Annotated in this window: 12 protein-coding genes and 3 CRISPR repeat arrays; of the genes, 5 read left to right on the top strand and 7 right to left on the bottom strand. The window is 66.5% G+C overall.

Annotated features, from left to right (window positions below; genetic code table 11):
- The first annotated feature begins 135 nt into the window (after nucleotides 1-135).
- Nucleotides 136-381 carry a hypothetical protein gene (locus ABGB08_RS48820; protein ID WP_347605537.1) on the top strand — a complete coding sequence of 82 codons (246 nt, stop codon included), beginning with the start codon at nucleotides 136-138 and terminating at the stop codon, nucleotides 379-381.
- 345 nt (nucleotides 382-726) lie between these two features.
- On the opposite strand, the gene ABGB08_RS48815 is transcribed toward ABGB08_RS48820, so the two are convergent.
- Entirely contained in the window at nucleotides 727-879 is a 153-nt protein-coding gene (locus tag ABGB08_RS48815; RefSeq protein ID WP_347605534.1) for a hypothetical protein, read from the bottom strand.
- Nucleotides 880-1,063: 184 nt separating this feature from the next.
- Here ABGB08_RS48815 and ABGB08_RS48810 point away from each other — a divergent pair, with 184 nt between their 5' ends.
- Nucleotides 1,064-1,720, top strand: coding sequence for a hypothetical protein (locus ABGB08_RS48810; RefSeq protein ID WP_347605531.1), 657 nt, complete (start codon nucleotides 1,064-1,066; stop codon nucleotides 1,718-1,720).
- Between the two features lie 620 nt (nucleotides 1,721-2,340).
- Nucleotides 2,341-3,285: direct repeats of the CRISPR family, unit length 29 nt; unit sequence GTGCTCCCCGCGCACGCGGGGATGGTCCC.
- A gap of 157 nt (nucleotides 3,286-3,442) precedes the next feature.
- Nucleotides 3,443-4,057, top strand: coding sequence for a type IV toxin-antitoxin system AbiEi family antitoxin domain-containing protein (locus ABGB08_RS48805; protein WP_347605528.1), 615 nt, complete (start codon nucleotides 3,443-3,445; stop codon nucleotides 4,055-4,057).
- A gap of 157 nt (nucleotides 4,058-4,214) precedes the next feature.
- Here ABGB08_RS48805 and ABGB08_RS48800 read toward each other — a convergent pair whose 3' ends face one another.
- Entirely contained in the window at nucleotides 4,215-5,546 is a 1,332-nt protein-coding gene (locus tag ABGB08_RS48800; RefSeq protein WP_347605525.1) for a helix-turn-helix transcriptional regulator, read from the bottom strand.
- A 133-nt stretch (nucleotides 5,547-5,679) separates the two neighbouring features.
- Here ABGB08_RS48800 and ABGB08_RS48795 point away from each other — a divergent pair, with 133 nt between their 5' ends.
- Entirely contained in the window at nucleotides 5,680-7,002 is a 1,323-nt protein-coding gene (locus tag ABGB08_RS48795; protein WP_347605522.1) for an ATP-binding protein, read from the top strand.
- A 511-nt stretch (nucleotides 7,003-7,513) separates the two neighbouring features.
- Nucleotides 7,514-8,397: direct repeats of the CRISPR family, unit length 29 nt; unit sequence GTGCTCCCCGCGCACGCGGGGATGGTCCC.
- 11 nt (nucleotides 8,398-8,408) lie between these two features.
- On the opposite strand, the gene ABGB08_RS48790 is transcribed toward ABGB08_RS48795, so the two are convergent.
- On the bottom strand, nucleotides 8,409-9,743 hold the full coding sequence (locus ABGB08_RS48790; RefSeq protein WP_347605519.1) for an alpha/beta fold hydrolase: 1,335 nt from the start codon (nucleotides 9,741-9,743) through the stop codon (nucleotides 8,409-8,411).
- Nucleotides 9,744-9,806: 63 nt separating this feature from the next.
- On the opposite strand from ABGB08_RS48790, the gene ABGB08_RS48785 reads away from it, so the two are divergent.
- The gene (locus tag ABGB08_RS48785) at nucleotides 9,807-10,349 is read left to right on the top strand and encodes a helix-turn-helix domain-containing protein (protein ID WP_347605516.1); all 543 of its coding nucleotides are present in this window, start codon (nucleotides 9,807-9,809) and stop codon (nucleotides 10,347-10,349) included.
- Nucleotides 10,350-10,435: 86 nt separating this feature from the next.
- Nucleotides 10,436-11,560: a CRISPR direct-repeat array (repeat unit 28 nt; unit sequence GGTCCATCCCCGCGCCTGCGGGGAGCAC).
- 44 nt (nucleotides 11,561-11,604) lie between these two features.
- Here the strand turns inward: ABGB08_RS48785 and cas6e are convergent.
- The 4 genes from cas6e to casB are packed head-to-tail and all read right to left on the bottom strand — an operon-like array spanning nucleotide 11,605 to nucleotide 15,144.
- Entirely contained in the window at nucleotides 11,605-12,366 is a 762-nt protein-coding gene (gene cas6e, locus ABGB08_RS48780; RefSeq protein ID WP_347605513.1) for a type I-E CRISPR-associated protein Cas6/Cse3/CasE, read from the bottom strand.
- Nucleotides 12,363-13,217 (bottom strand): type I-E CRISPR-associated protein Cas5/CasD, encoded by an 855-nt coding sequence (gene cas5e / locus ABGB08_RS48775; RefSeq protein WP_347605510.1) that lies wholly within the window; start codon nucleotides 13,215-13,217, stop codon nucleotides 12,363-12,365. The genes cas6e and cas5e overlap by 4 nt, the downstream gene beginning before the upstream one ends.
- Nucleotides 13,214-14,590, bottom strand: a complete 1,377-nt coding sequence (locus ABGB08_RS48770) for a type I-E CRISPR-associated protein Cas7/Cse4/CasC (RefSeq protein WP_347605507.1) — start codon at nucleotides 14,588-14,590, stop codon at nucleotides 13,214-13,216. Before ABGB08_RS48770 ends, cas5e begins: the two co-directional genes overlap by 4 nt.
- Nucleotides 14,587-15,144, bottom strand: coding sequence for a type I-E CRISPR-associated protein Cse2/CasB (gene casB, locus ABGB08_RS48765; protein ID WP_347605504.1), 558 nt, complete (start codon nucleotides 15,142-15,144; stop codon nucleotides 14,587-14,589). The genes ABGB08_RS48770 and casB overlap by 4 nt, the downstream gene beginning before the upstream one ends.
- Nucleotide 15,145: the final 1 nt, after the last annotated feature.

Below are 15,145 nucleotides of genomic sequence, written 5' to 3'. Positions count from 1 at the left end.
CCACCTCGCCACGCCACCGGTGATCCCGCAGCCCACCCCCACCCAGCTCGATCTCCTCTATCTCCTCGGGGTGGATCCACGGCAGCTCCGGTGACGATCACAGACCTGCGGAAAACGGGGCTAGGAGACCTCTCGATGTACAACCACGCTACTTCAAGGGAGCTTCAATCCGCCCCGGTCCATGGGCTGAACAGCCCCGACGCGGCGCGGGTCTCGGTCGGCCTGGTGCTGGAACTCACCCAGAAGAAGGCCGCCGCTGAGACGGGGAACCTCTCCATGCAGGTGACGGGCGGCCGTTCGGTGGTCACCGGCGAGGACGCGCCAGGCGACGTCGCGATCCTGTACGGCATCGGGACCTCGACTGTGGAACCGAGGTCCTGACCAATGCCGAAGGCCAACGCCATTGGACGATCACCAGCCTTCCTGCTTGGGGCAATCGACCTTCCCGGAAATTCCGGGTCCGTCCCCGCAGCGCGTACCTATGTCCAACAGTTGCTAAGCGGGCTGGACATCGAACGGCTCCATATCGTGTTATTGCTCGTTACCGAGCTGACCGCCAACTCGATCCGCCACTCGGATTCGGGCCGCAACCCTAACGGGCGGGTGAGGGTGGAGGTCACCATCGAGAACGGCGTCATCAACGTCGATGTGACTGATGAGGGATCGGCCACCAGCACACCGCACATACGAGCGCAGACGAACGTGCCGGGTACCGACGGGTACGGGCTACAGCTGGTCGATCGGCTCGCCGACGACTGGGGCCACCACGAGGTGGACGGCGGCCGGGTGGTCTGGTTCCAATCCGACCCGCCGCAGCCCGAGCCGGAGGTACCCGAGAACGCCAGGAGCAAAAAAGCGGCCGACCCGGACTGGCGTCACCGGCGAGCCTTCGACCGACGGGACCGCCGAACTCGTCTCGAACGGAGGGCTCCCGCACCCGCTCACCCCGCCCACTCACATGACCGCCCCCGGAACCGGCGGAGGCGCGCCTACCCCATCCGCGCAGGCCAAACGAACACGCGGAGCGCCAGTCGCCGTACGCCGTCAAGAGATCATCGACCGGTTGGCCGAACAGATCGCGTCGGGCGTGTTGGCGGAAGGGGCGCGGCTCCCGAGCATTCCCGAACTGAGGGACACCTATGCCATTCCCGGCTCCGCCGCACGCTTCATCCAGCGTGAGCTGCGGGACCGGCGGCTGGTCCGGCTGATGCCGGGCCGCAGCTACCTGATCGGCACCCCTGATGACACGCCTGCGCTCCAACGGGCGCATGTGCAGGATCGGATCACCGAGATCTGCACCCAGCTGGTCGCGAAGATCCGTGGCGGGGAGATCCGCCCGCGTACGCGCGTCGCCTCGCAGCGGCAGCTCATGAAGGACTACGGCGTCTCCCGGTACACCGCCCAGGCGATCCTGGCCCGGCTCCTCGGCCGGGGCTGGGCCTACGAGAACTCCTCCAATGGAGGCGTCTACGCCTCCCCCATCAGCACCTGGCCTCCTCCGGACACCTCGCTCGGCCCACCACCCATCCCCGCCGACCACCTCCCGAAGTGTCAACTTCCCAAAGCCGGAAAGTCCCGGCGGCCCGACACCGAATCCACGCCGAACAGACATAGACCCCCACCGTCCGCCCGAGACCGAACGCCTCCTTCCGCCCATCCGGCCAGCCCGGATGGCACCGTCGCCCCGATCCTCGAAGATCGTCGATGGCTGATCGCCTGATGGCCTTCCCACTATGACAACCGGCGGCCTGGATGCCTTTCTCCCTGGGGACAGCAATTTCCAGATCATTCGCCTGGGCGATCGCGGAATAGCGAGGAAATTCGCGGGCGACACAGGAAGGAACAGCACTGCCTTCACCTGCGCCGCCGCGCTAAGGCCGACTGGCCTCGATCGTCCTGCCCAGAAATGGTGTCCAACCCTCGCTGTCCAGACGTTGCCTCGCATCCTCGATACGCCCCGCGCCGAGAAGCGACGCCCGAAACACCCTGCAAGCACGCGCGGTGCCCAGCCACCTCAGGCGATACCCCCTACGACCCTCGGCCGCGACGGCCACAACGTCATCCGGTTGGTCACCAGCGAGTCCAGGCGCCTTCCTCGCGTCGACACCACCCTGAACCCAGGACCGCCAAGCCTGATCTGAACCACCTGGAACCGATCAACCGCTCCCAACATGCGGCAACGCCGGCGCACGCTGGGCCAGCGACCATCGATATCCTCTGAGCCTGGGACCCGGCAACCAAGATCAGCTCCACCAATGACCAATGATGTGCGAAATGTCCGATTCTTTGGAAGTGCTCAAAATGCGCCATCTTGACGATTAACCGTGCAGGTCAGCGAGTGTGCTCCCCGCGCACGCGGGGATGGTCCCATCGTGCTCCCGTCCGGTGCGGCCTCGCGGGTGTGCTCCCCGCGCACGCGGGGATGGTCCCGTCCGGGCAAGCTCCTCGGCCTGCTCGGGGGTCGTGCTCCCCGCGCACGCGGGGATGGTCCCCGCCGTTCTAGACCCTTCCCTCCTCTCCAGACGTGCTCCCCGCGCACGCGGGGATGGTCCCACGCCGTCAGGAGTGCCCTGCGCTGTCGGTGGGTGCTCCCCGCGCACGCGGGGATGGTCCCTCGGTCGCCTCCACGCCAGAGCCGCTGACCCTGTGCTCCCCGCGCACGCGGGGATGGTCCCGCTGCCGGGAGGTACGTCGCCTCTGACGGGTCGTGCTCCCCGCGCACGCGGGGATGGTCCCGACGCCCGTGTACCCGTCCAGGTCGTTGACGAGTGCTCCCCGCGCACGCGGGGATGGTCCCCAAGGCTGAGCCCTCCGGGGGTGCGGCGTGATGTGCTCCCCGCGCACGCGGGGATGGTCCCACCTGGTCGGTGGTGCCTCGTGACGTGATCGCGTGCTCCCCGCGCACGCGGGGATGGTCCCGTCTCCGAGCCCACCGTGCCGGAGGAGGCCGAGTGCTCCCCGCGCACGCGGGGATGGTCCCCCGAGCCAGAGCCGGAGCCATCCGAGGCCGACGTGCTCCCCGCGCACGCGGGGATGGTCCCACCGCCATTGTGGACGCCCTGACCGGCGTGTTGTGCTCCCCGCGCACGCGGGGATGGTCCCCACCGGCCGTACCGCCTCAGTCCGGCGGTCTTGTGCTCCCCGCGCACGCGGGGATGGTCCCCCCGGCTGGTCGCTGCCCTGCTTGACCCCACCGTGCTCCCCGCGCACGCGGGGATGGTCCCGGCTCACCCAGCCACCCCGTACGGCTGACGCCGTGCTCCCCGCGCACGCGGGGATGGTCCTCAAGAAGGCCATCGCCGAGCGGGAGGTGTCCCATGCTCCCCCGCAAGATGTGATAAGCCCTCTGTTCGGCCGACCGTGCGCTGTTCATCCACTAGAGCGCACCTCTTGATGTATCAAATCCTACCCATCAACGCGGTTGATGGGTAGGATTTGATACATGAGGACAGAGGAGGATCGGGCGTTTGAAGTGCGGTTGGCGGCCTTGCCGCCCACGTTTACCGCTGCCCAAGCGCGTCGTGCTGGGGTCTACTCCTATGGCCTTGCCCTGCTGGTAGCGGGTGGAAAGCTCGATGAACTGTCGCGAGGGGTCTACCGCCAAGCGGACGCTCCCGAAACCGCTCACCTTGATCTGCTTGCCGTGTGCGCGCGGGTGCCCCGCGCGATCATCTGTGGGGAGTCGGCCCTGGTACTCCATGAGCTCATCGACGACATACCTTCAGCTGTCCACATCGCTGTGGCCCGCGGTAGCCATCGCCCATCGATTTCCTATCCCCCTGTTGTGGTGTCCCAGTACGCGGCCAGCACCTTCGACCTCGGCCGCGAAGAGTTCCAAGCCGCCCCCGGAGAAAAGATTCCCGTGTACAGCGCACCTCGGAGTGTGGTCGACGCGATGCGGCATCGCCACCTGATCGGAGAGAACTTGGCGCTCTCCGCGCTCGGCCGGTATCTACGCACCCGCGGTGGTTCTGCAGTCAATGAACTTCAAGATATGGCCGAGAGACTCAACGCGATGCCATTGATCCGTCCCGCGGTCGAGGCGGTGCTGGCCTGATGCCCAACCCGCCCCGTACTAATGTCGCCGGCCAGGTATACAACGACCTACGTGCCCTGGCCCGCCGCGAAGGCCGGTCCACTGACGAGATCATGGTTGCGTACGTGCTCGAAAGGTTCCCACGCACGCGGAGATGGTCCCTGCGCAGTCGAACAGATCAGGGCCCATTGGGTCTGTGTGGCTCGGTAGTCAAGACCTCGTTCAGTTCACCTACGGCCGGATGGTCACGGTGGTCCATGGGGATGGCTCGCAGCACCATTCGTCCGGTCTCTATCACATGGTTACTGCGATGGGTCGCCGGAAGGTTGGCGATCAATGTCGCAGCCTGCTGTGCGCCTTCACGGATCCCACCTTTAACGACCGTGCACATGGCCCCGTGCAGGACCACGTTTGCGCTGTGCGGATACGTGCTGGTTAGAGCTAGGACGGCTTCCCTTTCTGCATCAGCGCGCACCTCATCACCGGCTGCGGCGTAGGTCCACGATGCGGCGAAGTGAATCTGCCGATCTGGTGTCCAGAAGCCCAGCGGATCTCCCGCCGCCGTACCAGCCAGGTCCATCATGCGGCGTACTACGGCGAGGGCTTCTTCATGACGCCCAACCATGCTGAGCGCTTTGGCCTCTGTGCTCATCAGGTCCACGCTGGCGGATCCCGCAAATCTCTCTGCTGCCCGGACGAGATGGAGTACGGCATCCGGGGTGCGCTGACCGTACAGGCCGTGACCGGCTTCCTCACCTCGGATCAGCAGGCTCATGGTGTGGTCACCGGAGGCGTCAGCAGCTTGGCGTGCGGTGCGCCACCAGCGGATCGCCGCCCCATGATCAGCCATCCGGGTCAGAGCGTTGGCGTAAACGGCAGACAGCGCCGCCAGGACGCGGTGCAACTCGATGAGATCGGCAGGAGTTGCGATCTTCATCTGCCGCTCCACGGCAAGTAGATCAATAGCCAGGTCCGCGATGACCTGAGCGGGCGGACGAGTTCGCAGCGCGTGGAGATGATCAGCGCATGTGATTTCCCAATCCTCCATGTCGCGCGTGAGATCCAGGTCAAACAGCTGCCGGACGTGTTCGGAGCCGCCAACGGAGCCCAGTGCGAGGCCGGCGGCGAATTGGAGCAGGCGACGGCGTTCCGTGGTGGTCTCCTCGGTCGCGGTTCCTTTTGCCTCCAGGGTACGCAAACGATCCAGATCGATGGAGAAGGCGTGGAGCGCCACCAGGTAGCCGTTGGCTTCCAATGTCGTGTCCAAGCGTTTCACCACGCTCGGGTGGGGGCGAGTGAGACCTCGCTCCCATTTCGAAAGATCCCCGCGGTCGATATAGGTGATTTTGGCGGTTTCACGTTGGCTGATGCCCTTTACGTCTTCGCGCCAGTGGCGTATCGCCGCGCCCAGTAGGTGCCACGGCGACGTGCTCGGTTCTACGTGGTCGGAGGTTCGTGGCACTTTCTGCTCCCGGATGCTGGTGGTTGGTGGGATTAATGGCTCCACCATTAATCGTCTAGGTTGTCCGGCTATTTATCTCCACCATGAGATCGCCGGAAAGTCAATGCCCGATCTCGGGTCGGGCTCGTCAACCGAGGCACGGCGTGACGAGCCCCCAATCAGGAATCGAGGTCCCTGACCTATGACAAAGACTAAAGCCGTTGGACAATCACCAGCACTCCTACTTGGGGCAATCGACCTTCCCGGAAATACGGCGTCCGTCCCGGCAGCGCGTACCTATGTCCAGCAGCTCTTGACCGGATTGGACATCGGAAGACTCCACATCGTGTTATTACTCGTCAGCGAGCTGACCGCCAACTCGATCCGCCACTCGGATTCGGGCCGCAACCCTAACGGGCGGGTGAGGGTGGAGGTCACCGTCGAGGACGGTGTCGTCAACGTCGATGTGATCGATGAGGGATCGGCCACCAGCACACCCCACATACGGGCACAGATGAATGTGCCGGCTCCCGACGGGTACGGGCTGCAGTTGGTCGATCAACTCGCCGACGATTGGGGTCACCACGAAGTGGACGGCGGTCGGGTGGTCTGGTTCCAATCCGACCCGCCGTGGCCCGAGCCGGAAGTACCCAAGAACGCCAAGAGCGGGGAGCGGCCGACCTGGACCGGTATCACCGGCGAACTATCGAGTGATGGGACGGCTGAACTCGCCTCAAACTACGGGCTCCCGCGCCCTCTCACGTCGCCCAAGCGTGAGGCCGCCCCCGGAACCGGTGGAGGCACGCCTTCCCCATCCGCGCAGGCCGGAGGATCACGCAAAGCGCCAATAGCCGTACGCCGTCAAGCGGTCATCGACCGGTTGGCCGAACAGATCGCGGCCGGCGAGTTGGCGAAAGGGGCGCGGCTGCCGAGCATTCCCGAGCTGATGGACTCCTGTGGCATCCCCGGGTCCGCCGCTCGTTTCATTCAGCGTGAGCTGCGGGATCGGCGGCTGGTCCGGCTGGTTCCGGGCCGCTGCTACCTGATCGGCGCGCCTGATGAGACGCCTGCGCTGCCACGGACGCATGTGCAGGATCGGATCACCGAGATCTGCACCGAGTTGGTCGCAAAGATCCGTCGCGGGGAGATCCGCCCGCGCACGCGCGTCGCCTCCCAGCGGCAGCTCATGAAGGACTACGGCGTCTCCCGGTATGCCGCCCAAGCCATCCTGTCCCGGCTCCTCGGCCGGGGCTGGGCCTACGAGAACACCGACAACGGCGGCGCCTACGCCGCTCCCATCGGCGACTGGCCTCCGCCGGACACCTCGCTGGCTCCGCCCCCGATCCCCGCTGACCACGTCCCGAAATGCCGACTCCCCAAAGCCGGAAGGGCCCCGCCACCCGATACCGAGTCCAAACCGAACGGGCACGGACGCCACCGGCCAGCCGAGACCGAACGGCCTCCTCGGGGCAACCAGTCATCGATGGCTCCGCCGCAGGGGGTCTTAGCGATCATCGACGGCTGACCGCCTGATGACCTTCCCTCCACTATGGCGACCGGTATCCCTGGATCTTCTTCCTCCCTGGGGATGCCGACTTCCATGTCATTCGTCCAGCGATCGCGGAAGAGCGGAAAGCGTATGTCGGCACACGAAGAGACGGCACCGCCTTCACTCGCGCCGCCGCGCCAAGCCCGGATCGTCCAACTCAGAAAATGGTGTTCCGACTCTAACTCGTCGCAAACGTTACCCCCGCGTCCTCTATGCACCCGCGTCGAGGAACGACGTTCGAACCAGTGACCGGCCCGCCAGTGCGCTCGGCGCCCAGCCACGTGTGAACCACCTGGAACCAATCAACCGCCTCCAACATGCGTGCAGCACCATTGCACGTTAGGCCAGCGCCATCGATATTCTCTGAGCCTGGAGTTCCGGCAGCCAAGGCATGTTCCACCGATGACCAGTGATGTGCGAAATGTCCGCTTCTTTGGAAGTACTCAAAATGCGTCACCTCAATGGCTAACTGTGCAGGTCAGCGAGTGTGCTCCCCGCGCACGCGGGGATGGTCCCGCCGCGAATCGAAATCAAAGGCGTCAAGGAGGGTGCTCCCCGCGCACGCGGGGATGGTCCCGCGGACGTCTGGGCCGACGTCGCCGCCCACGTGTGCTCCCCGCGCACGCGGGGATGGTCCCCGGATCGTCGCGGTGCCGAACAGGCTGGTCACGTGCTCCCCGCGCACGCGGGGATGGTCCCTCGCTGGCGGGCTTGGCGGTTCCGCATCGCGTGTGCTCCCCGCGCACGCGGGGATGGTCCCGAGGGCGATGTCGCGCTGATTGACCAGCGCATGTGCTCCCCGCGCACGCGGGGATGGTCCCGATGACGAGCTGTTTGTTCCCGTTGAGGCGAAGTGCTCCCCGCGCACGCGGGGATGGTCCCAACGCCATGAGTCGCTGGCGGAACGGGCATACGTGCTCCCCGCGCACGCGGGGATGGTCCCAGCGGGTGGAGTGAATGCGACCGCCGATGAGTGTGCTCCCCGCGCACGCGGGGATGGTCCCAGCCTCAAGAAAGGGAACTCTCGTGACCGAACGTGCTCCCCGCGCACGCGGGGATGGTCCCCCCGTCCTGCCCAAACCGCCCGGCGTCGAGCCGTGCTCCCCGCGCACGCGGGGATGGTCCAAGTCGCCGGACGGGGTGCCGCCGCCGGCAGGTGTGCTCCCCGCGCACGCGGGGATGGTCCCAGCGCTCCCGTTACTGCGGACCTGGAGGTTCCGTGCTCCCCGCGCACGCGGGGATGGTCCCTCCATCTCGGCCACATCGGTGCCTGGATCGGGTGTGCTCCCCGCGCACGCGGGGATGGTCCCGTCGCGGCCAAGGCCGACTTGTTGACCGGGTCGTACTCCCCGCGCACGCGGGGATGGTCCCGACGACGGCTGTCAGTGCTTGAGGCGCTTGACGCTGGCAACAAATCGAGCGATCTTCCCCTGGTCTGGTGTCAGCCACTCGGCGATGTCTGTGATGACGGCCGGGTCGAGGTGCTGGGGCGACTCGTAGTCCCCGGGCGTAGACGGGCCTGTGCCGGAGAAGAACATGTGGTCGTCGGCGTCGTAGACGCGGATGGTGACATCCCGCCGGTGGGCCAGGCCCGCCTGCCACCGCGACAGATCGTCTTTGACGGTCACCTGGTAGTCGCGGCCGCCCTGAAGGATGAGCATCGGCTTGTCCAACGCGGCTGCGGTCGCCACGGGATCGTAGCCGCGCAGGTCCAGCCAGTACGCTCCCGAATAGCCGAATGGCAGGTCCGCGGCGGGAGTTTCGGCCGACAGGTGGGCACTGTCGACGAGTGCGGCCTGTCGCGTGATCGCCTCGACGGCGGACTGGGCGGCCGGGCCGGGATTGACCGTGGCGAGGTGGCGGACGACGCGCACGGCAGTGTGATGCATGGGCTGGGTGTCACCGGCCAGGAGCACCAGACCGGCCACGGATGGCTCGGCGGCGGCGACCCGCGGAGCGACCTTGCCGCCCATGCTGTGGCCTGCGACATGCACCCTCCCGGCATCGACGGCCGGGTGGCGCTGGAGCAGGTGGATGGCGGCGACGGAGTGCGGGATGTACTCCTCGCTCATCGTGAAGTCGGGCCTTGCGGCCACCTGCTCGGCGTGGGCGCAGGTCACCTTGTCGAAGCGCAGCACCGCCACGCCACGGCCGGCCAGCCCCCAGGCCAGGTCCTTGAGCGGCTTGTTGGGGCCGCTCGTGGCGTCGCGGTCGAACGGTCCGCCGCCGCTGAGCAGCACCACGCCGGGCCACGGTCCGCGCCCGCGCGGCAGGCTGAGCGTCCCGGGCACGGCCAGCGCGCCGGAGCCCACGGTGACATCGTGCTCGTCGAACTTCTTGCGGCGGGCGTACGGCGGCGGCGTCCACTGTTCGGTGAGCGCGGGCGCGAGCTGCAGGCCCTGCAGCAGGCCGGTCTCGTCGACCGACATGACCACCGTCAGCCCGCCGCGTTCGTACGTCACCGGGACGCCAACCTTGACCAGCCCGGCCTTCCCCGATGCGGTCACCCAACTTTTGGGGGCCGGCTCACTGATCGGCGTCCCGACCGCGGAGATCGCCCCGATCCTGGAGATCTGACTCTCCCAGGCGACTTGCAACGTCTCGGCGGACACCATCGCTCGCAGCGGCGGGGCGAACAACTTCTCGATGTCTGTGAAGCGTCCATTCCACGCCATCTCAACGACCGCCGTGGCGATCTCTACCGGATCGGCTCCCATGCCCTACCTTTCTCACCTTTTGAGAAAGGTAGCACAGTGTGCAATCGTAGGAGAATGGACCCGTTGGAGCTTCTGGGACACCCAGTACGGCTACGCATCGTGCACGCGATGCGCGGCGGTCGAACACTGACCACTTCCCAGCTGTGCGACCGGATCCCCGAGGTCTCAAAGGCCACCGTCTACCGGCACATCGACCTGCTCTCCGCCGGAGGCATCCTCCAGGTCACCGACGAGCGGCGAGTACGTGGCGCCATGGAGCGCCACTACCAACTACGGCAAGATCGGGCGGTGATCGACACCGCCATGATCGAGTCATTGACCCTGGACGATCACCGGCGCGGATTCGCCGTGGCGATGACCGCGCTGCTCGCCGAGTTCAACGCCTACCTGGACCGGGATCACGCCGACCCGGCGGCAGACCTCGTAGGCTACCGCCAGCACGCCGTCTGGCTCAGCCGAGACGAACTCCTGGAGATGATCAGTCAACTGCGCCACGCGATCGCGCCCCTGCTGACGAACCCACCCATGCCGGACCGCACGCAATACCTGCTCAGCCCGATCCTTTTCCCGATCGATGAACCACCCGCCGACCCCCAGGCCGGTTGAGATACTGCCGACTCACGCTGCGTGCTGACCATCCTGCTCGGGGAAGCCACCGTCGTACGCTCAGTGTTCCCCTCGGGGGGTTTCTCGGTCCATCCCCGCGCCTGCGGGGAGCACATTCCATCACGCTGGCGTAAGAAATGAACTGGCGGTCCATCCCCGCGCCTGCGGGGAGCACCCGAAAAGCTGAAGGGTACGGAATCTGAGGCACGGTCCATCCCCGCGCCTGCGGGGAGCACGGACCCTTTGCCGACGAGAGTCACGATGAGCCCGGTCCATCCCCGCGCCTGCGGGAGCACGCCCGCACCCCGGAGGGCGAGCCGTACCCGATCGGTCCATCCCCGCGCCTGCGGGGAGCACGACAACTGGAATTTCTGGGGGCACTTAACACGAGGTCCATCCCCGCGCCTGCGGGGAGCACGCCAGCAAGAACATCCGCAAAGTGGCCGAGCACGGTCCATCCCCGCGCCTGCGGGGAGCACGTGAGCGGGTCAGTGGGCCAGCCCTTGTACACGGGTCCATCCCCGCGCCTGCGGGGAGCACGGAAGGATGCCGGACCGGCGCGGGGACAGCGGGGGTCCATCCCCGCGCCTGCGGGGAGCACACCATCGCCCGATGCGAAGCCGAACTGAGGCTGGGTCCATCCCCGCGCCTGCGGGGAGCACGTACCGGGCCGAGAGGTCTACAGGCTGGCGTGGGGTCCATCCCCGCGCCTGCGGGGAGCACGTTAGCTACTCCCTGAAAGTCAAGACCGTCCGTGGTCCATCCCCGCGCCTGCGGGGAGCACTGGAGTCCCGGGGGCGGCCTGGTGCTCGACCCGGGTCCATCCCCGCGCCTGCGGGGAGCACCCTCTACGGGTAGACAGGTGACGGTCGAACGCGGGTCCATCCCCGCGCCTGCGGGGAGCACCCCATATGAAGTGCCCGCTCCACACCTCCGGCAGGTCCATCCCCGCGCCTGCGGGGAGCACTTCAGCGCATGGCGGAGCGTATCCGCGAGGCGGGGTCCATCCCCGCGCCTGCGGGGAGCACTTTTGATAGTGAACGCAGAAAACCCCGCCCTCGGGTCCATCCCCGCGCCTGCGGGGAGCACCGAGGGGGAAAGTTCTGATGTGACCAAGGTGTAGGTCCATCCCCGCGCCTGCGGGGAGCACAACCGCGGGCATCCCAAGATAAGTCCACTGGGAGGTCCATCCCCGCGCCTGCGGGGAGCACACTTGCTGACCTGCAACGCCACTAGATCATTTGCTTGATTTTGTTTACTTCGGATCGCCCCCTCCGGGGAGGGGTTTGATCAAGATTAGGCCACAACCGTAGGCGCGGCCATGGCCCAAGCCAGCGATCAGGACATCGGCGAACACACGGGGGTCGGTAACTGTCAGTTCGCCGCGGATCTCTGCGCGGCCGATCCGTACCGCGTGTTTGCCGTCTTTCTTCTCGACGATGTTGGAGATCTTGGGCAGGATGCGAGCGACCAGTCCAGCCGGATCCGTGTGGGCGCCAATCCTCCGTACGCCCCTCTCGCTGGTCGACGGCTCGCCTGGTGCTTGGAGACGCTCGGCAAACCACTGGCGTGCGTGGTCGGCGGTCGTGTCGGCCAGGCGTTTCAGATCGCGTTTGCCATCGGCGGGGGGCGGCGCATCCGGTCTACGGTGGCGGTCGCTCATGCGGGCGGGGTTGATCACGGATCGGAATCGGTATCGGTCACCGAGTTCGATCTTCTGGTCGACGAGGATCACGCCTGCGGGCTCAGTGAGTGCGCCGAATGGGATCCGTGACCAGTCAGGCTGGACACGTGATTGGACGACGACGGTGAGTTTGCCGTTCTTCAGGTCGGCGTTGGCCGTATAGAGGACCTGCATTTGGGCGCGGGCGTCGGGAGAGCCATCGTCGACCCAGCCGTAGAAGCCGCTCATGACGAGCCGGTGCATGTCTTGGGCATTAAGCAGGGCTTTGGCGGTGAGTCGGTGCCGAGCGTCCAGTTCGAGAATGCTGTGACAGGCGACGAAGACAGCGCTCACGGGGACTCCCATCGGATGTCGGGTTCTCTCAGGGGGATGTGGCGACGGTGTTCCCAGCGCTGGACGTGCACCCGATGTCGGGAGGAGAAGGACACAGGCTGGTCGGCAACCGGGACGCTGTCTTGCTGGCCTGGGCTGGTCTCGACCCACGTGTACGGCTCTGCCTCGGTCGCGTTGGGAAGCAATGCGGTCCGTTCCAGCACCGACTCGATAGCGCCGTCGTGTACGCCGTGGCTGAGCCGTTCGGCGGGCGGGCAGTTCTTCCGGCCCAGCCAGACCATCCGCCGGGGGCGATCTAGGCGATCGGCCAACCGCTCCAGGAGAGCGCGGTCGTCGGACTCCACGCCGGCGACGAAAGCAGCGTCTGACAAGTACCAGCGTGTCGTGATCAGGGGGGTACGGCCCACGGCGGCCTTCGCCTGCAGAGTGCCCGACTCGTCGGGATGGATCCCCTTTGGAGCGCCGTACCACGTGGGGAGGTCAACGACTCCGAACGGGCCTTCCTCTTGGCTCTCGGCCTCGGGTACCCCGTCTGCTCTGCGGTGGTCGAGGATCACGTCCCGAGGTCGAATGGGAAACCTGCCGCCCCCGACCGTGTGGAAGTCGCGGATGAGCACGCCGGGCCGGTCGGCTCGTACGCCGAAACGCAGTTTCGCGAGGATTGCGAGCGGGAGTGCGTCTGGGTAGTCGGTGTCGTGCTGGTCGCGGTGGTGTCCGTCGGCGGCGGCGAGCAGTCCGAGGACACCGCTCTTGGTGGGACGTTCGGGATCGGTGTCACGGTGGAGGAACCGTGAACCGGTACCCCACGCCTGGAGCGGACCGGCCAACCGGATGAGCAGGGTCGCTGTCACGCGCGGCCACCGTGGACGAGTTCGCTGGGCGAATCCACCTCCGCCGCGCCGGTCGCGTCATCGGTGCGCAGCTTGTGCAGCAGGTCAGCGATGTCGATGTCGTAGGTCAGCACCATGCCGCTGCTGACACCCGGCAGCTTGCGGGCTGCCAGTTGGTGCTGTCGGATGAGCCGGCGTACCGCTTGAAGACTGACCGAGTCACCGCCCACCACAGCCGTCAGCGGCTGCTCGAATGCGGAGGCGTAGTTGACCGGGCGGTTGCCGCTGACCGCCAGGACCAGTTTGGGCAAGATTCCCAGTGCGCCGGTGCTGGTCTTCTTCGCTGACGGCACCGCTTGGCAGAACGCTTCCACGAACGCATACTCGGCGGCACTTGCGGCGGCGTCGGCCTGGGCGGCGTCCATCCCCCCGTTGCGGAGGTTGCGCCGCAGCTGCTCACGGTCGAGGACGGCGTTCCGGTAGAAGGTTCCGGAAGTCAGGCTCTGGTAGCCGGTGATCGCGGCACCGCTGTCGTCACCGAAGCTGGCATCGATGGCGTCAAGGGCGTACTTCTTGCGGCGGTCTTTCTCGTCGTCCACCGCGGTGAAGAAGTCCTCGTCCGTTACGCCCTCGTCGACAGTGAAGGGGTGCATGGACTGGATTGCCCCGTCCACGTTCGGTGATTCGGCAATCTCAGCGAGCATCCGGCCGTACAACGCGATGTCGATGGCATCGGCGGGTGCCAGGGCCGCGATCGCTTCGTCCCTGATCCGCTTGGGCAGGGGGTTGACCTCTGCCTCGCCCTCTTCGGCGGCGATATCGACGGTGGTCTCGGCGGGCGGGGCGTCCTCTGCGGGTGCCGCTGCCGCGCGGCCTCGGCGTGCGCCGCGCGACTTCTTGGCGGCTTCCCTTTTCGCTGCCTCCTTGGCCCGATTCTCGCGGTCCACGATCAACCACGGGGTCAGATCATCCGCGTGCTTCGAGATGATGGCGGCGAGCTTGACCGCAGTGTCAGCGGGAGCGAACACCGCGACTTTCGTGAGCTCCGGTCTCTTGCCTTCCTCGCCGAATTTGAGTCGGCACGCCGTCAGGACCGCTTTGGCCATCTCGTCCGCGTCCGCCTTGTCCCAGCCGAGAGCGACGAGCTCATCGGCTGTCTTTACTCCCCACTCCCGAGTGCGCAGCCCGAACGCGTACCCGGCCAGCGGTCCCGTGCCCTCGTTGGCTCGATCCCGTAAATACATGCGTTCTGCTCTGCGCCAGCACTGCGCGGAGACGCGGGTACGGACCACGCCGCCGTACACAAGATCCTTGGGGAGGTTGTTCTCGTCCCGGTTCAGCAGTACTCCGGCGAACGTGATGATCGAGTGCAGCGACAGGTACTGGTCGGTCATGACTGGTTCCGTTTCTTCGGCGGGAGATAGAAGTCGCGCGCCCAGTCGTGCTGGACGGTCTTGCCGGGGTCGTTCCACCGGCGCAGATCGACGGCGAGTTGCGCCCAGGAAGGTGGGGCTGTCTTGTCTGACCGAAGCTGGTCGACAGCATGCTGGACACGACGCCACGGTGGTTGACGCGAGACCAGGATCTGGTTGAGGAGCCGTACGCACCCGTCGTTGTCGGGTCCTTTGGAGGTCGGTCCGCCGATGTTGCGCATGGCGCGGCCGAGGCTCCCAAATCCGTAGTGCGCGTCGCCGCGGCCCGCGTGAAAGCGTGCGAACAGATAGGCCACCTGCTCGAATGCCGCTATGCCCTCTTTGTCGCCATCAGCGAAGTTCCCGGCAAGCAAGCGTGACACCGTAACGATCCGAGTGCGGCGCAGATCAGCGAGCGCTCCAACATCATGGGCCTTCACCAGGCCCGCGAGCCATCCGACCAGCCGTTGCTCGGGCGGCCGTTCACCGTCGCGGGGGTGGCTTGCGAGGATGTCCCCTTCTTCGTGTTGCTGCATG

Origin of the sequence: Acrocarpospora sp. B8E8 (assembly GCF_039871605.1) — a bacterium.
GTDB classification, from domain to species: domain Bacteria; phylum Actinomycetota; class Actinomycetes; order Streptosporangiales; family Streptosporangiaceae; genus Acrocarpospora; species Acrocarpospora macrocephala.
This window is presented reverse-complemented; position numbering and strand designations above follow the sequence as displayed.